Below are 19,561 nucleotides of genomic sequence, written 5' to 3' on the forward strand. Positions count from 1 at the left end.
GGGCGGGCGGGTGGGAGAGGCTCGTTCGGCCAGGGACGGATCCGGAGTGCCGGGCGGGTGGGTGGGAGAGGCTCGTTCGGCCAGGGGCGGATCCGGGGTGAACGAGTGGGCAGGGGGCGGCGCCGCCCACCCTGCCGCCTAGGGGAGACGACGCCGGCCGGGGGCCACCTGCGCCTCGTCCGCCGCCGCCGTCCCATGGGCCCAGCCTTCGAGATCCGTCGCGCCCCGCACCCGGGTGGTGGTGGTCTCCGGAAACATCCGCCCGGTGTGGGACGTGACGGCCACGTCCCGCGCGGCCAGGACGGGCAGCAGCTCCCCCGCGTCCGGCGACTCCACGGTGACGTCCTGCGCCGCCGCGGCGAGGCGCGCGCCCAGGCGGTTCGCGTAGGCCAGCAGGAACGCCTGACGGAACGTCTTCGTACGCTTCCGGCCGCCCGCCCGCTGCCCCGCCTCCGCCTTCGTCATCGCCGCCGTCCCCTGCACGAGGAGGGACGTGTGGAGGAGTTCGACCACTTCCAGGTCGGGTTCGAAGCCGACGACGGTCGAGAATCCGTACGCCTCGTTCCACACCGCGCGGCAGCGGTTCGCGGTGGCCACCGCGTCCAGGAGGATCGCCTTCGCCGTCTCGTACGGGGCATCCACGCCGATACGGCAGGCGCCGGGAGTGTCCTTGGCGTGGGTGCGGGACGCGAGCAGGGCCTCGTCGATGGTGTGCCTGGCCATCAGCTCCTGCGCCTTGGCGGTGAGCGCCTCCGCCTCCTCGGGGAATCCGGTCGCCTCGGCCTTGGCCAGGAGGGCGCGGATGCGGGTGAGGATGCGGGGCTCTTCGTGGCCGGGAGGCAGGGGCGCGTGGAGCGGGGTTCCGGGGGCGGGGCCCACCGGCTCGATCGCGGGGAGGCGCAGGAGGAGGCGGTAGAGGGCGAGGGTGGTGGTGGCCTGGGAGAAGCGGTCGGATCTGGGGCTGTCGTGAGGGGCGAGCTCGGCCAGCTGCGCCTGCCAGCGGGGCGGGAGTGTGTCGCCGTACCGCCTGGTCTCCGTGGTGATCAGCTCGGCGGCCAGCTGCGTCTGGTGGGTACGGTCGGTGCCGTGGGCGGTGTCGTCCTGGGCGCGGGCGACCATGCGCAGGACGTCCGCCGGCTGCCAGCCCCGCTCCCATGCGCGGCGCACCAGCTCCTCGCCCCTGCACCACAGTTCCGCGTCGGCCTCGGGGGCGGCCGCCAGGAGGGAGGCGCCGGTGTCGAGGCCCTCGACGCCGTCCGCGTACAGCGCTGCCGCGAACGCCTTGTCGATCGCCTCGGTGGCCTCGGTGGCCTCGGTGGCCTCGGTGGCCTGATCATCCATGCGTCAAGGGTATGGCTGGCCATACCCCCAGGACGCCCCCCAGTGGTCGTGCCCGGCGGGGCCGTGGGCGGTTGGGTTGAGGCATGACCTCAACTGCCGTACGGCTCACCGCCGTCCGCCGCCTCTACCGCGATGTGACCGCCCTCGACGGCGTCGACCTCGCGATACGCGCAGGGACCTTCACCGCGATCATGGGCCCTTCCGGCTCCGGCAAGTCGACGCTGCTGCAGTGCGCGGCCGGGCTCGACCGGCCGACGTCCGGGACGGTGGAGGTGGGCGGCACGGAGCTGACGGGGCTGAGCGAGCGCCGGCTGACCCTGCTGCGCAGGGATCGCATCGGCTTCGTCTTCCAGTCCTTCAACCTCCTTCCGTCACTGACCGCGGCCCAGAACGTCGCCCTCCCACTGCGGCTCGCGGGGCGCAGGCCCTCGCGTACGGAGGTGGCGGACGCGCTGGCCCGGGTGGGCCTCGGTGACCGTGCCCGGCATCGGCCCGGGGAGCTGTCGGGTGGTCAGCAGCAGCGGGTCGCGCTGGCGCGTGCGCTCGTCACGCGGCCTGCCGTGCTGTTCGGCGACGAGCCGACCGGCGCGCTCGACACGACGACAAGTCGTGAAGTGCTGCTGCTGTTGCGGGAGTTGGTCGACGGGGAAGGGCAGACCACCGTGATGGTCACGCATGACCCCGTGGCGGCGGCGTACGCGGACCGGGTGGTGTTCCTGGTGGACGGGCGGGTGGCCGATGAGGTGCTTGCGCCGGATGCGGGGGAGGTGGCTCGGCGGATGGCGGGGCTTGAGGTGGGGGGCGGTCGCGAGGCGGGCGGCTTTGGGGCGGGTTGCGGAGAGGTTGTTGCCCGATGATTCTTCTCGCTTCCCTTCGTACGCGCTGGGCCGGACTGCTCGGCGCCTTCGTCGCCGTCGCGCTCGGCGTGGCGCTCACTGCCGCGATGGGGCTGGGGCTCGCCTCGACGTTCAGTGCGCCGGAGCGGGAGCCCGTGCGGTTCGCCGGGTCTCCCGTGGTCGTTATGGGGCAGAACACCCTGACTGTCCCGGTGAAGCGGGGGCCGGACGTCGAGTTCGTGTCGAAGCCGCTCGCTCATCCACACCCTGTGGATATCGAACTTCTGCGCGAGCTTCGACGCCTCGGGCCGGTCCAGCTGGATGGGGTGGCCGCATGGGACGCGGTGGGTGTGGATGCTCCTGTCGAGGAGGTGCGGGAGGCCGTCGAGGCCAGCGGCACTCGGGCTCGCGTCCTGACCGGGGGTGACCGGCGGCTCGCCGATCCGGAGCCGGGGCGGGATGCGGAGGCGCTGGTGGCGGTGAACTCCTTCTTGGGAACGGCGGGCGGGGTGTCAGCCTTTGTCTCGGTTTTCGTCACGGCGTCCACCTTCGCCTTTGTCGTGGCGCTGCGGCGGCGGGAGTTCGGGCTGCTGCGGATGGCCGGAGCGACACCGGGGCAGGTGCGCAGGCTGCTGCTCGCCGAGGCGCTCGCGGTGGGGGTCGTGGCCTCCGGTGTGGGCTGCGTGCTGGGGGCGTGGGGCGCGCCGGTGCTTGCCGAGGCCTTGGTGGACGCGGGGATCGCTCCGGAGTGGTTCGGGATCGGCGGGGCGGTCTGGCCGTACCATCTCGCCTTCTGGGTCGGGGTTTCGGTGGCCTTCGCCGGGGCGTGGATCGCCTCGCGGCGGGCGGGGCGCGTGGGTCCCGTCGAGGCGCTGCGGGACGCGTCCGTCGACACCGGGGTCATGCCGTGGAGTCGGCGGATCGTGGGGGGCGCGCTGCTGGTGGCGGGGGTGGGGATGCTGGCCTTGACCCTGTGGACCGACCCGTCGGCGCTGATGAAGCGGAAGACGTACACGACCCAGCCGATGATCCTGATCACCGCACTCGCCGCGCTCACTCCCCTTCTCGTACGTCCCGTCCTGCGCGCCGTCCGCCTGCCCGGCGCGGTCGGGCTCCTGGTCCGCGAGAACTCAGCCGCGTCCGTGCGGCGCACGGCGGCCGTCGCGGCGCCGGTCCTGGTGACGGTGGCCCTCGCGGGCTCGCTGTTCGGCTCGGCTCAGACGGCGGGAGGGGCGAGGGCAGAGGAGGCGAGGGAGCGGACGAGGGCCGAACTGGTGGTGACGGGGGACGACTTGAGGCCACTGGGAGCGGGGAAGGTGGACGGGGTGAAGGTGGCTGCGTCGTCGGCCACCACGGCCGTGTACGTACGGGAGGAAGGTACGGCGCTGATCCGCTCGGAGGCGCGGGCCCTGAAGGATCCGGCGGCGTTCGCCGCGGTGTCGCGGCTGCCGGTGGTGGCGGGGGACGTACGCGATCTCGACGACCGGTCGATCGTCGTGAACGAGGAGTGGGAGCGGCGGCGGGTGGGTGAGCGGGTCGATGTCTGGCTCGGGGACGGCAGGCCTGCGCGGCTGCGGATCGTCGCGGTGCTCGCGCGGGGGACCGGGGACGGCGGGGCGTACGTCACGTCGGCCAATGCGGGGGCGGGGGCGGGGGCGCGGATCGACCGTATTGACGTGGGGCTGCGGGCCGGGGCGGACCGGGACGAGGTGGCGGCGGCGCTGCGGGGCTGGGGCGAGGGTGAGGGTGAGGGTGGGGCCGAGCTTCGGGTGCGGTCGGCGGAGGAATGGCTGGCGGACACGCACCCGGCGACGAAGCCGCAGACGCGGCTGGGGCTGTTGGTGCTGCTGGGTATCGCTCTGGTCTACACGGTCATCTCACTGGCGGGAACGCTGTTGATGGCGACGTCGGTACGGGGTCCTGAGCTGCGGTCGCTGCGGATGGCCGGGGCGACGTGGGGGCAGGTGCGGTGGGTGATCGCCGGGGAGTCGCTGCTTGCGGTGGCGGTGGGCGCGGCACTGGGCCTGGCGGTCACGCTGCTCAACCTGGGCGCACTGAGCGCGGGCCTCGCGCAGCTGTCGGCGCCGGCGGGGGTGGTGGTGCCCTGGGGGGTGGTGGGGGTGGCTGCGGGGGTGTGTGCGGTGGTTGGTGCGGGGGTGGGGGTGCTGGGGGTGCGGAGGCGCTGAGCGCCGGGGTCCGCCGGTGGGGTGGGCGGGGCCGCGCCGGTATGTCCGTCCTCGCTATCGTCCGGTGCCCGCGGGGCTGCTTCGCCGCCGGAACGCCGCGAACCGTGCTCCGGGCGGACATACCGCCACGTCCCCTCACGAGCACTGCCGACTGCAGGTGCATCCGTGCTGCGGCGCCACTTGGCCTTGGGGGCGGGGCCGCGCCGGTATGTCCGTCCTCGCTATCGTCCGGTGACCGCGGAGCTGCTTCGCCGCCGGAACGCCGCGAACCGTGCTCCGGGCGGACATACCGCCACGTCCCCTCACGAGCACTGCCGACTGCAGGTGCATCCGTGCTGCGGCGCCACTTGGCCTTGGGGGCGGGGCCGCGCCGGTATGTCCGTCCTCGCTATCGTCCGGTGCCCGCGGGGCTGCTTCGCCGCCGGAGCGCCGCGAACCGTGCTCCGGGCAGACATACCGGCACGTCCCCTCACGAGCGCTCCCGACTGCCGGGTAACGGGCGGGTGGGTGGGAAAGCCTGTTCGGCATGGGGCGGATGCGGGGTGAACGGGCGGGTGGGTGGGAGAGGCCTGTTCGGCCAGGGGCGGATGCGGAGTGCCGGGCGGGTGGACCGGGAGGTCCTTGCGGGGCCGCCCAGCGGGGGTGAGGGCAAGGACCGTCCAGCGAGCCGCAGGCTAACTGTCGCCGCCCTCGTCGATGAGGCGCCGTACCTCCCGGTCCACAAGCCCGAGCCGCGCCTCCGCGACAAGAGGAACCGCACGCCGATGCCGGCGGGCCTCATGGACGTCGATGTCGATCGTCACCAGGCCCGGCTCCCACTTCGGCGCCTGCGCCACCACCGTCCCCCGCGGGTCCACCACCCGCGAACCGCCCCAGAACGAAGCCCCGTTCTCGTTCCCGACCCGGTTCACGAAGACCACCCAGCACTGGAGCATGCGGGCCGTGTAGGACAGCAGCGTGTCCCAGTACAGGCCCGTGTCCATCGCCTCGGGATCCAGGCTCGCCGCGCTGTTCGTGGGAATGACGATGACCTCGGCACCGTCCTGCACCGCCAGCCACGGCAGCACCGGCTGCCACGCGTCATTGCAGATGAGGGTCGCCGCGCGCCCGTGCCCGCCCGGCAGGTCGTACGCACGCAGGTGCTGGCCGGGGCTGACGTGCTTGCGCTCCTCCCAGGCCAGGTAGTTGGGGAGGTACAACTTCCGGTGGCCATGGAGGAGTTGGCCACTCGCGTAGTACGCGGACGTGTTGTACGCGCGCAGACTCGTGTGTTCGTGCAGACCGACGATCACGTCGGGGCCGAACGTGGAGAGCTCCAGGAGGCGGGTGTCCATCGCGTCCAGCGACGTGTCCCGCTTCAGGCCGCCCAGGTGGTACCCGTGCAGACTCAGCTCGGGGAAGACGACGAGGTCGGCACCCTGCGCCGCCGCCTGGCCGATCTGGTCCCTGGCCTCCGCGAGGTTCTCGTCCACCTCGCCGAGGACACAGTCGGTCTGCGCAAGGGCCACTCTCATGCCCCGAGCCTCGCAGCGCCGGAGACCCCTCGCATGTCGGGGACACCCGGAAGATGAACCGACGGGGCAATCGGGCGGGAGATCTCGTTCGGCAAGGAAGGGCGCCGCGGGGTGAACGGGCGAGTGAGCGGGAAAGGCCCCCTCGGCGCAGGCGAAGCCCCCGGATGCCCCGCCCACCCCAGGGCACCCCCAGCCCCCGCAAAGCCCTCCGCAGGATTGTCAGTGCCTGGTGACAGACTCGGCCGCATGACCGCAAGGTGGGCCCTCGCCGCCACCGAGGCCGGAGGCGCCACCCTCGCCCCCCTCGGGGAAGACGGCCTGCCCGCAGGCCCCACCCTGCACGAGCCGGACCTCGCCGGAGCCGTGCGCGACCGGCCCGACGTGAGCCGCTGGGTCTGGCGCTCCACCGCCGAGATCTATCCCGCCCTGTTCACCGCCGGCGTCCGCGTGGAGCGGTGCTATGACATCGAGGACGCCGAGCTCCTCCTCCTCGGTCACGAGGGCCGCCTCGGCGAGCCCCGCTCGGCCGCCGCCGCCTGGGCCCGGCTGCACAACGCCCCGGTGCCGGCCGACCCTCCCCCCAGAGCGGCAGCCCCCGGCGCCCAGGACTCCCTCTTCGAGCCCTCCCCCGTCACCTCCCTCCCCTTCGACGCCCTCCTGGAGGTGTATGCCGCGCAGCAGCGAAGACACGAGGCCGCCGAGCACCCCGGCAGGATGCGGCTGCTCACGGCGGCCGAGTCGGCCGGGATGCTGGTGGCCGCCGAGATGAACGTGTCGGGCCTGCCCTGGCGCGCCGACGTCCACCACACCCTGCTCACCGAGCTCCTCGGCGAGCGGTATGCGGGCGGCGGCAGGAACGCGGGAGCAGCCGAGCCCCGCCGCCTCGCCGAGCTCGCCGACGAGATCTCCGCCGCCTTCGGCCGCCGCGTCCGCCCCGACCTGCCGAACGACGTGATCAAGGCCTTCGCGCAGGCCGGCATCAGGGTCAAGTCCACCCGGCGCTGGGAGCTGGAGGAGATCGACCACCCGGCGGTGCGCCCCCTCGTCGAGTACAAGAAGCTGTACCGGATCTGGACGGCGCACGGCTGGAGCTGGCTCCAGGACTGGGTGCGCGACGGCCGCTTCCGCGCCGAGTACACGCCGGGCGGCACCGTCAGCGGACGCTGGACGACGAACGGCGGTGGCGCGCTGCAGATCCCCAAGATCATCCGGCGTGCGGTCGTCGCCGACCCCGGCTGGCGGCTCGTCGTCGCCGACGCCGATCAGATGGAGCCGCGGGTCCTCGCCGCGATCTCCCGCGACCGGGGCCTCATGGAGGTGGCCGGGAGCCACGAGGACCTCTACACACGCCTCTCGGACCGCGCGTTCTCCGGCGACCGCGACCACGCCAAGATCGCACTGCTCGGCGCCGTGTACGGGCAGACGTCGGGCGACGGCCTGAAGAACCTGGCGGCACTGCGCCGCAGATTCCCCGCCGCCGTCGCGTACGTCGACGACGCCGCGAAGGCGGGCGAGGAGGGCCGCCTCGTACGGACCTGGCTGGGTCGGACGAGCCCGCCGGCGGCCGGCGCGGACGACTTCGACGAGGCGGGCATCCCGCAGGAAGACCCTGCCGAACTGCCCTCCCAGGACGGCGAGTTCACTCCTGGGTATGCCTCGTCCAACACCCGCGCCCGCGGCCGCTTCACCCGCAACTTCGTCGTCCAGGGCAGCGCGGCCGACTGGGCCCTGCTGATGCTGGCCGCACTGCGTCAGTCCATCGCCGCGGCCGGTCTCCGCGCCGAGCTGGTCTTCTTCCAGCACGACGAGGTCATCGTGCACTGCCCGCAGGAGGAGGCCGAGACGGTCACGGCGGCGATCCGCGCGGCCGGCGACCTGGCGGGGCGCATCGCGTTCGGCGAGACGCCGGTGCGCTTCCCGTTCTCCGTGGCCGTGGTGGAGTGTTACGCGGACGCGAAGTAGCCCTGGTCCAGGACAGAGGGCTCAGCCCGCCCGCGCACCCGCCAGCAAGTCCTTCAGCTCGCCGACGACCTCGCTGCTGTCCGTGCCGTCGAGCGCCTCGAGCGCCGCCCTCCACTGCGCGTACGCCTCTTCGGCCCGCCCCTCCGCGTACAGCAGGAGTCCGCTCTGGTGCCGGGCCAGGCCCGCCATGTGGGCGTCGGCCCGCTGCTCCGCACGTTCCAGGAGATCGGCGCACTCGCGCGCCGCGTCCTGTGGCCGGGACACCTCGCGCAGCGCGCGGACCATGCCGAGGCGCACCTTGGACTCGTTGTGCCAGTCCTCGGCCTCGCCGTGGATGCGCAGGCTCTCCTCGAAGTGCGTGAGCGCCATGTCCGGTTGGCCGAGGAGGAGGTAGGCGCGGCCGATGTCGCAGTGCGCTTCCTGGCGGAGGCCGGCGTGCGCGAGGGCCTCGCCGATGGCCAGGCTCCGCTCGTGGTGGTCGATCGCGGTGCGCGCGTCGGTGTGCTCGTAGATGTTGCCGAGGTGGCTGAGGGCGAAGGCCTCGCTCAACGGATCGTCCAGGGCTTTGGCCAGCTCCAGGCCCTGCCGCAGCGCCTCGGCCGACTCCTCGTAGCGGCCGAGCGCTTCGAGGAGCAGGCTGCGGTTGAGGACGGCGCGGTGCACGAACGACACCCAGTCCAGCTCACGCCACAGGACCAGCGCCTCGTCGATCAGGGCGAGCGCCGCGCCGCTGCGCCCCGACACGTAGTTGAGGCCCGCGAGGTCGGTGAGGGCCTGCGCCTCGCCCGCGATGTCGCTCCACCGACGGGCCGCGGTCACCGCGAGGCGGTTCAGGAGGTCCGCCTCGCCGAGCCTGCCGCGGCGCTTGAGATACGAGAAGAAGCAGCGGACCAGCACGGGCAGCAGGACCGATTCGCGGCCGTGGCGGTCGGCGAGGGCGATGACGTTGGCGAGTTCCGTGTCGCCCCAGGCGAAGGCGTCATCGGTGGACATCGGCGGCACGGCGGGGACCGGGGAGCCGTCGGCGGTGTGCCGGGGCGGCAGCCGCTCGTCGACTCCCCGCAGCCGCTCGTCGACCCCCCGCAGTCGCTCGTCGACTCCCCGCAGCCGGTCGTCGCGGTCCAGGCCCTCCGGCATGATCGCCATCACGGTCTGCCGCGCCGACTCCGCGTACCACTGGAGCGCCGATTCCACGACGTCCGCCGCCCCCGTGCCGTCCTGGTGGGCCGCCTCCCTCGCGAAGTCGCGTACGAGATCGTGCGGGGCATAGCGGCCGTAGGCCGTCTCTTCGAGGAGCGCGACGTCGACGAGCCGGTCGAGCGCGGCCCCCGCGCGCCACTCCTCCACGCCCAACAGCCGGGCGACGAGCGGGACTCCGTACGCCGGGAGATCCAGCGCCCCGATCACGGCGAGGGCGGCGGCCGCGTCCCGGTCGGACTCGCGCTCCGACATGCGCAGCGCGTCCAGGGCCACGGCGAGCGAGCGCCGCACGCTCAAGTCGTCGTGCTCCAGGTGATGCAGCCGCCCGCCGCTGACGGTGAGGAGTTCGGCGAGGGCGTCCGGGGTGAGCGCGCGGCGGGCGGCGAGGCGGGCCGCGATGATGCGCAGGGCCAGCGGGAGGCGGCCCGCGAGTTCGACCAGGGGGTGCCCGGCGTCGAGCCCCGCCCGCCCGGAGACGGCGCGCAGCAGGGCGATGCTGTCCCCCGCGGAGAGCGGCTCCAGCGGGAATCGTCCCGCGCCGTCGAGCGCGGTGAGCGGAGAACGGCTGGTGACGATGGTCGCGCAGCCGGAGCCCGCGGGCAGCAGCGGCCGCACCTGCGCGGCGGTCGCCGCGTCGTCCAGGACCAGCAGGGTGCGGGTGGGCGCGAGCAGCGAGCGGAGCAACGCGGCTGCGGCGTCCGGGTGTTCGGGGCTGTGGTTCGACTCGACCCCGAGGTCCCGGAGCAGGGCGGCGAGGGCCTGGTCGGGCGTGAGGGGCGTCATGCCCGGGGTGGCCCCGCGCAGATTGACGTAGAGCTGCCCGTCGGGGAAGTGCTCGCGCAGCCGGTGGGCCACGTGCAGGGCGAGCGCGCTCTTCCCCACGCCCGCCATGCCGGACAGAACGGCGACGGGAGGCGCGGAACCGGGCGCCCGGCCGAGCGCGTCACTGCTGCCGCCCTGCCCCGTGAGGAGCGGCGCCAGGGAGCGCACCACTTCTTCGCGGCCCGTGAAGTGGGGTGGGGATGGGGGGAGTTGAGCGGGTCGGGTGGATGCGGACGCGGGGACGGAGGCGGGGGCGGGGACGGAGGCGGAGGCGGAGGCGGGGACGGAGGCGGAGGCGGAGGCGGAGGCGGAGGCGGGGACGGAGGCGGAGGCGGGGACGGGGACGGAGGCGGAGGCGGAGGCGGAGGCGGGGACGGAGGCGGAGGCGGAGGCAGGGGCGGGGGTTGGTACGGGTGCGGGTGCGTGGGCTGGTGCGGGAGCCGGTGCAGGGACGACGGCCGCGTCGGGGCCCGGCGCGGGGAGCGCTTCGGACTCCGGACCGACGGGGACTCCGGATCCCGGACCGACGGAGACACCGGATCCCGAACCGACGGGAACGCCGGATCCCGAGCCGACGGAGACACCGGATCCCGGACCGACGGGCGGTTGGGCCGGACCTCCGACCTCGGACCCCGAACCGACAGACAGTCCGGCCGAACCCCCAACCTCGGACCCCGAACCGACAGACAGTCCGGCCGAACCCCCAACCTCGGACCCCGAACCGACAGACAGTCCGGCCGAACCCCCAACCTCGGACCCCGAACCGACAGACAGTCCGGCCGAACCCCCAACCTCGGACCCCGAACCGACAGACAGTCCGGCCGAACCCCCAACCTCGGACCCCGAACCGACAGACAGTCGGGCCGAACCCCCGACCTCGGACCCCGGGCCGGCGGTTACTTCGAGTTCCGGAGCAGGCCGCCCCGCCCCAGCGGCCCCGCCAAGCCCGGCCCCGGACACCACGCCACGCCCAGCCCCAGCGGCCCCGCCGAGCCCAGCCCCGGACGCCACACCACGCCCGCCCCCAGAACCCACACCAAGCCCCGCCCCGGACACCACGCCACGCCCAGCCCCGGAACCCACACCAAGCCCAACCCCAACGACCCCACCAAGCCCCACCGAAGCCGCCCCCGCAGGCTCCTGCAGCACCTCCCGATGCGCCTCCCGCACCGAGGCGCCCGGTTCCACGCCCAGTTCGTCCACCAGCCTGCGCCGCAGCTCGCGGTGGACGGCGAGTGCCTCCGCCTGGCGGCCCGTGCGGTGCAGCACCAGCATCAGCTGCCGGTGGAAGGTCTCCCGCAAGGGGTACTCGGCGACCAGTTCCGCCAGCTCCGGCACGAGCCCTCCGCCACCGGCACCGGCACCGGTGGCCAACTCCGCGTCGTAGCGCAGTTCGAGGGCGAGGAGCCGCGCCTCCTCAAGGCGCGGTACGAGCGCGTGGCCCGCCGCATCCGCGGGCAGCCCGCCCAGCGGTGCGCCGCGCCACAGGGAGAGCGCGCCGGACGCGGCGTCCGCGCAGCCGTCCCAGTCACGTTGCGCGTGCGCGGCACGGGCCTGCGCGACCAACTGCTCGAAGACCCGCACGTCCAGCTCACCGTCGGCCACCCGCAGCCGGTACCCCGGAGGCACCGCCCGCAGCCGTTCCGGATCGTCGAGGAGACGGCGCAGCCGCGTCACGTGGTTCTGCAGCGAGGCGTGCGCGGACGCGGGCGGCGCGCCGCCCCACAGTGCGTCCTTGAGGGCGTCGACGGATACCACCCGGCCCGGTTCGAGCAGCAGCGCGGCCAGCAGGGCCCGGCCCTTGGCGCTCTGCACGGGCTGGGGCTCGCCGTCGGCGTCGTACACGGCAGGCGCGCCCAGGAGTCCGAATCGCAACCCGTCGCACCGCACGTCCACGCCATCTCCCGCCAACCGTTGGCCACATGTTAGCGATCGGTTGGCGGGCCCTGATGGAATCAACACATCGGGCCCGGCCCCGCCGGTACTCGCGCCAAGCGCGTAACTCGGGGGAGTGTCACCGTTGTGGCCGGGCCCGCTCAGTTTCTGCGATGCACCCTCAACTTCCTTACGGGGTGGAGAAGTTGAGGTGCTCGCGGAATCGAAGCAGCCGCGCGGGAGTCACCGTATCCACGCGAGCGTCACCGTACCCACGCGGCGAGCACCTGCCCGCGGACCCCGGCCACACGCACCGGCCTCCGGATTCCAGCACCAGGTGCTCACCGATCTCCCACCATTCGCTCACGCGGATGAGGCCCGCCATGACGCCCCGCGGTGGTATCCCCGGGTAACACCCGCGGCGCCCCTCATCCCGAAGGCAGCCGCACCGTGAACACCGCCCCCTCCCCCGGCGTGCTCCGCGCCGTCACCGTCCCGTCGTGCCCCTCCACCAGCTGGCGGACGATCGCGAGGCCGAGCCCGCTGCCGCCGGTCGCCCGCGTACGTGACTTGTCCGCGCGCCAGAAGCGGTCGAAGACGTGCGGCAGGTCATCGGGATCGATGCCGGTACCGGTGTCGGCGACCTCCACCACCACCGCGTCGAGCGTGGCCCGGCAGCTGATCGTGACGCTGCCGCCCTCCGGGGTGTGCCGGACCGCGTTGGAGACCAGGTTGCCGATCGCCTGCCGGAGCCGGAGCGGGTCGGCCGTGAAACAGGGGTCGCCGAGCGTCGTCGCGCTCAGCCGTACGCCCGCCGCCTCGGCCCCGGCCTGGTGCGCCGCCGCGACCTGGTCCACGACGTCGGACGCGTGCACGGGCTCGCGGTGCAGCCGGAGCGTACCGGCGTCGGCGGCGGCGAGATCCTGCAGGTCATTGACGATGTGCTGGAGGAGCAGGGCCTCTTCGAGGAGCGAGGTGACGAGCTCGGGATCGGTGGCGACCACGCCGTCCTCGGCCGCCTCCAGCCAGCCACGGATGTTCGAGAGCGGCGTACGCAGCTCGTGCGCGACGTCGCTCACCATGGCCTGGCGCTGGTCCTCAAGGGCCTTGCGGTGGGCGGCCATGTCGTTGAAGGCGTCGGCGAGCTGGCGGATCTCGCCCGCCGATCCCGCCGAGCGCGCCGTGACGGGTTCCGCGGCCTCGCCCGTCTTCATCCGCTGGGTCGCGGCGGTCAGCGCCCGCAGCGGGCGGGTCAGCCGGGTCGCGGCGAAGGCGGTCACGGCGACCGTCACCGCGAGGATGCCCGCCGAGAGGCCCGCGAGCCGGGTGGTGTTGGCCCCCGAGAGGCTGAACCGCGAGCTCTCGACCGCGCGGGCCACCGCGGTGCGCGAACCGTCGGAGCTGGTGACGAAGAGGAGCGCGGGCTCGGAGACGTACAGCCCGAGCTGCTCGCGCCGGGCGCTGCCCACACAGGCGGCGGTCTTGGTGTCGTACTCGTTGCCGACACGGCTGACACCGCCCGTCGGTTCAGGGACGTACGACGATGCCGAAGGGGTGCTCGTGGGCGTGCCCGGCTCCTTGGTCGGAACACTCGGCTCCGGTCCGACCCGGCCGCCGCCCGGCTCCGGTCCGACCCGGCCGCCGCCCGGCTCCACGGGCCTGTCCGTCGCCGTCTCCGCGTCCGTGGGGATGTAGCGCCCGGAATCACGGTCGAACACGCCCAGCGACTGCCACCACGTCAGATCGAGCCCGACCTTGACGGGCGGGGCGTCCCCGCGGCGCAGGCACGCGTTGGTGAGCTCGTTGAGCCGGTCGAGCGCCTTGCTCTCCGTACGGGTGGGCATGTCGAGCCGGTAGTCATGGCAGCTGGAGTCGAGGAGCTGGGACGGATCGTTGGGCGCCTCGACGCGCGGACGCCCGCTGGGCCCTTGGACGACCCGGGCGGAGACCCCGAGGTCCTGCATGCAGCCCACGATGCTCCCGGCCACCTTCCCCAGCTCTTTCCGCTCCGTCCCCGGCAGCCGGAAGGGCCCGACCGCACGCGGATCGATGCGGTCCTGGCCCCCGGCCTCCGCGTCCGCGCTCCCCGCACCGGCGGTCAACGCCCCGTCGACGGCCAGCGGATCGACGACGGCCGAGGCCTTGGACGGCAGCTCGTCACCGGAAGACCCCTTGCCGCCCTTGCCTCCCTTACCCCGCGAGTCGGCGATGACGACACGGTCCTGCGTGGTCAGGGTGATGCGCCGCCCGGTCTGCCGGGCCAGCTCCCGCACGGTCTTCTCGGCGCCCTGCCACCCGGGCGCACCGGCCGCGAGGCCGAGCAGTTCGTCGTAGACACGGGCGTCGTCGGCGAGCACCTGCCCCTGTTCCTGCCGGATCGCGCCGGACGTGGTCTGCGCGGCCAGCCAGGCGGTGGCGGCGATCGAGACCACGGAGACGAGCACGGAGACGGCCAGCAGCCGGGGCAGCAGGCTCTTGCGGAACGGTATGTCACGCGCCATGGCGCGCCGCCCCGACGGCCGCGCCCGTGAGCTTGTACCCGACGCCGAAGACGGTCACGAGATGCCGGGGCCTGCGCGGATCGACCTCGATCTTCTTGCGCAGATTCAGGATGTGTACGTCGACGGTGCGCACGGATATGTACCCGGACGACCCGTGGATACGATCGAGCAGCTGGGGCCGTGTGAACACCCGCTCCGGCTCCGCGGCCAGCGCGGCGAGCAGCTCGAACTCCCCCGGCGTGCACTCGACGAGCCGCCCGTCGACGGTCACCTCATGCCGTACGGGATCGACGGAGAGCCCGCCGACCCGCAGCACACGCGGCACGGCTTCGGCGCCCTCGACGACCGGATGGTGCGTGCCCTGGGAGCGCCGGAGCAGCGTACGGACTCGGGCCATCAGCTCGCGCGGGCTGTACGGCTTGGTCAGATAGTCGTCGGCCCCGAGATCGAGGCCGAGCAGCAGATCGTCCTCGGTCGTGCGGGCGGTCAGCATCAGAATCGGAATCCCGACGACGGATCCGCTCGCGCTCCCGCCCCCGTTCCCGCTCCCTCCCCCGTTCCCGCCCCGCAGGACGCGCGTGACACCGAGCCCGTCGACCCGCGGCATCATCACGTCGAGCACGAGCAGGTCCGGCGGCCTGCGCCGCACCTCGTCGATCGCGGCGCGCCCGTCGTGGACGACGGCGACCGTGTGGCCCTCGCGCTCCAGATAGCGGCGGACCAGCTCGGCCTGTTTCTCGTCATCCTCCGCGACCAGGACAAAAGCGCACATGGTCTGGAGCATAAGCGGGGCGGGCCGGGCCAAACGGAATCCGGACAGCGGCCTGACAGGATCCTCATAACTCCTCGGCCCGCCCCCGAGGACGCCGCCCTACCCCTCGTGAGGCACGACCACGACCTGGAAGTCGTCCTCATAGACGATCCGCCCGGGATCCGATGACCGCACCACCCGGCACTCGATGCCGTGGGCGTCAAGAATCTCCAGATAGCCGGGTACGCGCTCGATGAGATGGGTGGCGGTGACCTTGAACCAGGCCACGGCGCAGGGCGTGACGTCCTGGTCGTAGACGGTGGGGTCGACCTTCGACGGGATCGGATACGCGGCGTCGTACCAGTCGTTGTTGGCCCGCCGGAACCGCTCCTGCTCCGGCGTCAACTTCCCTTCCCTGGCAAGCCCGTTGACGAGGACGAAGACCCCTGGGAAGTGCCCTCGCGGATGGCGCACGGGCGACTCGTAACGAACGTAAGAGGCATCACTGGCATCACTCATCGCGGCATCCTCGCACCGACCGCCCGGAGCAACGACGTATCCCAATCACTGGATCGCGGCCCCCACACACCCGCAGTCGGTAGCGCTCGCGAGGGGACGTGCCGGTATGTCCGCCCGGAGCACGGTTCGCGGCACTCCCTCGCCGAAGAAGCCGCACGGCCACCGGACGATAGCGAGGACGGACATACCGGCGCGGCCCCGCCCACAAGACGGACCAGCACCGCACGCAGCACCAGACGCACACCCATACGGCGCCCTCACCTCGCGCCCACTCCCCACCACCCCGAAGGTGGTCCGCATGAACCGCACCCGCACCCACGCCCGCACCCGCGCCACCCGCCTGGCCACAGCCGCAGCCACCACCGCCCTCCTGGCCCTCAGCACCACCGCCTGCTCCGAAAGCGACGTGGACAAGGCAAAGGACAGGGCCGCCTCCGCGACAGCAAAGGCGGGCGAAGCCGTCTCGTCCGCCACGGAAGCCGCCGCCTCCAAGATGGCCGAGGTGAAGGACGGCGTGGACGCGAAGACCGACGTGAAGGTGGACGGCCCGACCAAGTCCGAGGACAACCGGACGGCGGCCAAGATCACGGCCACCAACAGCACGGACAAGAAGGCGGACTACACCGTCTCCGTCAACTTCCGCGACAGCGACGGCAACCTCCTGGACACGGCCGTCCTCAACATCAGCGACGTGGACCCGGCCAAGTCGAAGTCCGGCACGGCCCGCAGCAACCGATCCCTGTCCGGCACCCCGAAGGCAGAAATCGGCAAGGCACTACGCCACTGACTCAAGGAACGAGCGAACGCCAAATCCGCTCCGGCAGAACCCGCGCGGCCTGATCCAGATCGACATCGTCGAAACCGGCGAGCCAGCGCCGCGCGGTCGCGACGACGGGCCCCAGGACCAGCCCCTCGATCAACGGCATCGGCAGCGGAGCGACCTCACCCGAATCCACGTGCCGCTGCATCCAGTCGGTCATCGGGGACAGCCTGGCCTCCTGCGCGTCACGGAGCTGCCTGGCCTGAGCCATCCCGAGCCGGTCGGCGTACGAGGAGTGCAGGAGCCGCGCGCCGTCCGGATTCTCCTTGATGAACTTCAGGTAGGCCCGGACAAGGGAGCGGATACCGGTCCGTGCAGTACGGGACCGCTCCACGGACGCGGCCATCTCGGCGAGGAGCCGGCCGAGCCAGCGCAGCAGCAGAGCGTTCATGAGGCCGTCGACGCTGCCGAAGTGGTGGTAGAGACTCCCGAGGCTGACACCGCTGGTCTTGGTGAGCGCGCCGACGGTGACGCCCTGCTCTCCGGACTCGGCGTAGACCTGGAGCGCGGCATCCAGGAGTCGGTCGGCGGTCTCTTCACCGCGTTGCTGCTTGGGGCTCATGGTGCCACCAGCGTAGAGCACACCACTTCTAGAGCGCTTTTCTAGAAAAACACTCCACCCAAACGGCCCGCTGAATCATACTGACCCGGTGTCTGAACCCATATCGCCGACGCCGCGCCCTGGCCCTTCACGCGGCTCCACACCCGGCTCACCACCCGGCTCACCACCCGGCTCCACCGCCCGCGGCTGCCTGGCGGCACTAGGCGCCGTCGGCGCCGTACTGGTCGTCATCCTGCTCCTGAACCAGGGGGGCGACGACAGCGACAGCGCCTCTCCGAGCTCCTCGACGAGCCCCTCGACGAGCTCCTCGACGAGCCAGGGATCGTACGACCCGTCCACCAGCACCCCGTACCCGAGCGACCCCTACACGGACGCCCCGTCCACGGACTCCGTGACCACCCCCACCAGCGAGGCCCCCACTCCCTTCCGGTCGGGCACCTGCCTCAACGGAACGCTGCCGGACTCCACGACCGCGCAGGAGGTCGACGACGTGGAAGAGGTGTCCTGCTCGGCGTCCGACGCCCATTACGAGGTGATCCAGACGATCCCGATGACGTCGGAGATGAGCCGCTGCGACGACAACCCCAGGACGCAGTACGCCTTCTCGTACCGCTACACCCTCAACGGCTCGACCATCAACGAGTACGTCTACTGCCTGGTCGGCCTCGGCTCGTACGCGCGCTGAAGGCGCACGCCGCTACGGACGCGAGCCCGGGAACGACCACGCCGCACCGAACCACAGCAGTACATCTTTCTAGAACGATCTTCTAATCGGGGACGCCCTGAGGTCCACACTGAACCCCGTGGCGTGGTGTCACGAGCCGAGGACAGCCCTCCCCTCGTGACACCACACGACGCCACGTGACGCCACCCAGCCCCACCTGGTGCCACCTGGCGCCATCTGGCACCACCCCCCGCACCAAGAGACGCGCAAACACGCACGGCACCACGCCACCTCAGACCAACTTCCTCACGTTTCCGCAGGTCAGAGCAGTCAACCCCAAGCCGGACCCTCAGAGTGCACCATTCAGGCTTGCGGATGGCACCACGCTGGTGCCATGATGGCGTCATGGACCTCACGCCGTATGTCGACAACCTCCGCCGCGAACTCGCGGTGGCCGCCGAAGCCGGCGGCGATGACGCCCGGGAGCTGGCCGAGCGACTGACCGCCCCGCTGGAGTCGGCGACGCGTCTGACCATGCTCAACGTTCTCTCCGCCGCGATGGACGAGATCACCCGCGAGCTCGCCCCCGGCTCGGTCGACGTACGGCTGCGTGGCCTCGACCCCGACTTCGTAGTGGTGCTGCCGCAGCACGAGGACCACACCGAACCGCTCGACGCACCGGCACAGGCGCAAGCTGCCCCCGCGCCCGGACCGGCCCCGGCCGACGCCGACGAGGGCGGCACCGCCCGCGTCAACCTGCGCCTGCCGGCCCACCTCAAGGCCCGCGCCGAGGAGGCCGCGAACCGCGAGGGCCTGTCGGTCAACGCGTGGCTGATCCGTGCGGTGTCGGCCGCGGTCGACACACGCGGCGCCACCACCCCCCGCTCCCCCGCGAAGGCCAGGGCCATCGGCCAGAGCTTCACGGGCTGGGTGAGCTGACCAACCCCTAGTACCGGCCCCTGATACCAGCCCCCCCGGAACGGCGCGACCGCACCAACGCCCCAACGCCCCGAACCCAACGCCCCAAACGCCCCGCCTCACACACCGCGGGGACGCCACGAACACTCAAGAGGACCCAAGAGGACGGGACAGCCATGCCTTCTTTCGACACTCCCCAGCCGATCTCGGTCAACGCCCAGGTGGACGCGGGGTCCATCCAGTTCGCGGCGATCGACCGCGCCGACACCGTCGTGGACGTGGCCCCCCGAGACCCGAAGAAGCGCCAGGACGTGCGGGCCGCCGAGCAGACCGAGGTCACCTATTCGGGCGGCAAGCTGCACATCAAGACGCCCAAGCAGCGCTACCTCGTCGGCCCCACCGGCACCGTCGACGTCACGGTCGAACTGCCGGCGGACTCGAGCGTCGAACTGGTCGGCGCCTGGACCCAGGTGCTCGGCGAGGGCCGGCTCGGCGAGGTCCGCGTGAAGACCTCGTCCGGTGACGTCCGTCTCGACACGACCGGCCCGCTGAACCTGACCGCCTCCCACGGCTCGATCACCGTCGACCGGGTCGAGGGCCCCGCCGACATCAGCACCAGCTCCGGCAGCCTGCGCGTCGGCACCGTCGACGGTGTCGCCGTCCTGAAGAACTCCCACGGCTCCACGAACGTCGGCACCGCTTCCGGCGACCTGCAGGTGAGCGGCGCGAACGGCGACATCAGCATCGAGCGCGCCGAGGGCTCGGTCGCCGCCACCACCGCGCACGGCACCCTGCGGGTGGCCGAAGTGGCCCGCGGGACGGTCCAGTTGGAGACCAGCTACGGCGCCATCGACATCGGCATCCGTGAGGGCACCGCCGCCTGGCTCGACGTCAGCTCCGGCCGCGGGCAGGTGCGCAACACGCTCACCGCGTCCGAGACCCCGGAGAAGACCGGGGACACCGTCGAGGTCCGCGCCCGGACCCGCTGGGGCAACATCGACATCCGCCGCGCCCGCGCCTGAGCAACAACAGCTGACTCCGCGCACGCCCCCCACCCGCGCCCCGGGCACCCCGGGCATGCGCACTCCGG

Annotated in this window: 14 protein-coding genes; 7 read left to right on the top strand and 7 right to left on the bottom strand. The window is 72.6% G+C overall.

Features of this window, described 5'->3' with window-relative positions; all coding sequences use genetic code 11:
- Nucleotides 1–138: 138 nt before the first annotated feature.
- Entirely contained in the window at nucleotides 139–1,341 is a 1,203-nt protein-coding gene (locus tag M4V62_RS20150; RefSeq protein WP_249588640.1) for a DUF2786 domain-containing protein, read from the bottom strand.
- 83 nt (nucleotides 1,342–1,424) lie between these two features.
- On the opposite strand from M4V62_RS20150, the gene M4V62_RS20155 reads away from it, so the two are divergent.
- Nucleotides 1,425–2,198, top strand: coding sequence for an ABC transporter ATP-binding protein (locus tag M4V62_RS20155; protein ID WP_249588641.1), 774 nt, complete (start codon nucleotides 1,425–1,427; stop codon nucleotides 2,196–2,198).
- A complete protein-coding gene (locus M4V62_RS20160) occupies nucleotides 2,195–4,363 on the top strand; it encodes an FtsX-like permease family protein (RefSeq protein ID WP_249588642.1) in 2,169 nt (722 codons plus the stop codon). Before M4V62_RS20155 ends, M4V62_RS20160 begins: the two co-directional genes overlap by 4 nt.
- A 674-nt stretch (nucleotides 4,364–5,037) precedes the next feature.
- Here M4V62_RS20160 and M4V62_RS20165 read toward each other — a convergent pair.
- On the bottom strand, nucleotides 5,038–5,877 hold the full coding sequence (locus tag M4V62_RS20165; protein ID WP_249588643.1) for a nitrilase-related carbon-nitrogen hydrolase: 840 nt from the start codon (nucleotides 5,875–5,877) through the stop codon (nucleotides 5,038–5,040).
- A gap of 246 nt (nucleotides 5,878–6,123) precedes the next feature.
- Here M4V62_RS20165 and M4V62_RS20170 point away from each other — a divergent pair, with 246 nt between their 5' ends.
- A complete protein-coding gene (locus M4V62_RS20170; RefSeq protein ID WP_249588644.1) occupies nucleotides 6,124–7,839 on the top strand; it encodes a bifunctional 3'-5' exonuclease/DNA polymerase in 1,716 nt (571 codons plus the stop codon).
- A 21-nt stretch (nucleotides 7,840–7,860) separates the two neighbouring features.
- On the opposite strand, the gene M4V62_RS20175 is transcribed toward M4V62_RS20170, so the two are convergent.
- The 4 genes from M4V62_RS20175 to M4V62_RS20190 form a co-directional block, all read right to left on the bottom strand.
- Nucleotides 7,861–11,751: a BTAD domain-containing putative transcriptional regulator gene (locus M4V62_RS20175; RefSeq protein WP_249592912.1), complete on the bottom strand. Its 3,891-nt coding sequence runs from the start codon at nucleotides 11,749–11,751 to the stop codon at nucleotides 7,861–7,863.
- A gap of 413 nt (nucleotides 11,752–12,164) precedes the next feature.
- Nucleotides 12,165–14,237: a sensor histidine kinase gene (locus M4V62_RS20180; RefSeq protein ID WP_249588645.1), complete on the bottom strand. Its 2,073-nt coding sequence runs from the start codon at nucleotides 14,235–14,237 to the stop codon at nucleotides 12,165–12,167.
- Complete coding sequence (locus tag M4V62_RS20185) at nucleotides 14,227–15,009, bottom strand: response regulator transcription factor (RefSeq protein WP_249588646.1); 783 nt, start codon at nucleotides 15,007–15,009, stop codon at nucleotides 14,227–14,229. The genes M4V62_RS20180 and M4V62_RS20185 overlap by 11 nt, the downstream gene beginning before the upstream one ends.
- A gap of 99 nt (nucleotides 15,010–15,108) precedes the next feature.
- Nucleotides 15,109–15,507, bottom strand: a complete 399-nt coding sequence (locus M4V62_RS20190) for a hypothetical protein (RefSeq protein WP_249588647.1) — start codon at nucleotides 15,505–15,507, stop codon at nucleotides 15,109–15,111.
- Nucleotides 15,508–15,805: 298 nt separating this feature from the next.
- Between M4V62_RS20190 and M4V62_RS20195 the strand changes: the two genes are divergently transcribed.
- Nucleotides 15,806–16,294: an FxLYD domain-containing protein gene (locus tag M4V62_RS20195; RefSeq protein WP_249588648.1), complete on the top strand. Its 489-nt coding sequence runs from the start codon at nucleotides 15,806–15,808 to the stop codon at nucleotides 16,292–16,294.
- A 1-nt stretch (nucleotide 16,295) separates the two neighbouring features.
- Here the strand turns inward: M4V62_RS20195 and M4V62_RS20200 are convergent, their stop codons facing one another.
- Nucleotides 16,296–16,889, bottom strand: coding sequence for a TetR/AcrR family transcriptional regulator (locus M4V62_RS20200; protein WP_249588649.1), 594 nt, complete (start codon nucleotides 16,887–16,889; stop codon nucleotides 16,296–16,298).
- A gap of 88 nt (nucleotides 16,890–16,977) precedes the next feature.
- Here M4V62_RS20200 and M4V62_RS20205 point away from each other — a divergent pair, with 88 nt between their 5' ends.
- The 3 genes from M4V62_RS20205 to M4V62_RS20215 all read left to right on the top strand — a co-directional run bounded on the left by M4V62_RS20205 (nucleotide 16,978) and on the right by M4V62_RS20215 (nucleotide 19,493).
- Nucleotides 16,978–17,574 (top strand): LppU/SCO3897 family protein, encoded by a 597-nt coding sequence (locus tag M4V62_RS20205; protein WP_249588650.1) that lies wholly within the window; start codon nucleotides 16,978–16,980, stop codon nucleotides 17,572–17,574.
- Between the two features lie 384 nt (nucleotides 17,575–17,958).
- Nucleotides 17,959–18,492: a toxin-antitoxin system HicB family antitoxin gene (locus tag M4V62_RS20210; RefSeq protein WP_249588651.1), complete on the top strand. Its 534-nt coding sequence runs from the start codon at nucleotides 17,959–17,961 to the stop codon at nucleotides 18,490–18,492.
- Between the two features lie 155 nt (nucleotides 18,493–18,647).
- Nucleotides 18,648–19,493: a DUF4097 family beta strand repeat-containing protein gene (locus M4V62_RS20215; RefSeq protein WP_249588652.1), complete on the top strand. Its 846-nt coding sequence runs from the start codon at nucleotides 18,648–18,650 to the stop codon at nucleotides 19,491–19,493.
- Nucleotides 19,494–19,561 lie beyond the last annotated feature (68 nt).

Source organism: Streptomyces durmitorensis, from assembly GCF_023498005.1.
GTDB classification, from domain to species: domain Bacteria; phylum Actinomycetota; class Actinomycetes; order Streptomycetales; family Streptomycetaceae; genus Streptomyces; species Streptomyces durmitorensis.

Excerpts from the sequence above, each read along its gene's own strand:
- M4V62_RS20150 (WP_249588640.1), bottom strand. The coding sequence starts at position 1,341 with ATGGATGATCAGGCCACCGAGGCCACCGAGGCCACCGAGGCCACCGAG.
- M4V62_RS20155 (WP_249588641.1), top strand. The coding sequence starts at position 1,425 with ATGACCTCAACTGCCGTACGGCTCACCGCCGTCCGCCGCCTCTACCGC.
- M4V62_RS20160 (WP_249588642.1), top strand. The coding sequence starts at position 2,195 with ATGATTCTTCTCGCTTCCCTTCGTACGCGCTGGGCCGGACTGCTCGGC.
- M4V62_RS20165 (WP_249588643.1), bottom strand. The coding sequence starts at position 5,877 with ATGAGAGTGGCCCTTGCGCAGACCGACTGTGTCCTCGGCGAGGTGGAC.
- M4V62_RS20170 (WP_249588644.1), top strand. The coding sequence starts at position 6,124 with ATGACCGCAAGGTGGGCCCTCGCCGCCACCGAGGCCGGAGGCGCCACC.
- M4V62_RS20180 (WP_249588645.1), bottom strand. The coding sequence starts at position 14,237 with ATGGCGCGTGACATACCGTTCCGCAAGAGCCTGCTGCCCCGGCTGCTG.
- M4V62_RS20185 (WP_249588646.1), bottom strand. The coding sequence starts at position 15,009 with ATGTGCGCTTTTGTCCTGGTCGCGGAGGATGACGAGAAACAGGCCGAG.
- M4V62_RS20190 (WP_249588647.1), bottom strand. The coding sequence starts at position 15,507 with ATGAGTGATGCCAGTGATGCCTCTTACGTTCGTTACGAGTCGCCCGTG.
- M4V62_RS20195 (WP_249588648.1), top strand. The coding sequence starts at position 15,806 with ATGAACCGCACCCGCACCCACGCCCGCACCCGCGCCACCCGCCTGGCC.
- M4V62_RS20200 (WP_249588649.1), bottom strand. The coding sequence starts at position 16,889 with ATGAGCCCCAAGCAGCAACGCGGTGAAGAGACCGCCGACCGACTCCTG.
- M4V62_RS20210 (WP_249588651.1), top strand. The coding sequence starts at position 17,959 with ATGGACCTCACGCCGTATGTCGACAACCTCCGCCGCGAACTCGCGGTG.
- M4V62_RS20215 (WP_249588652.1), top strand. The coding sequence starts at position 18,648 with ATGCCTTCTTTCGACACTCCCCAGCCGATCTCGGTCAACGCCCAGGTG.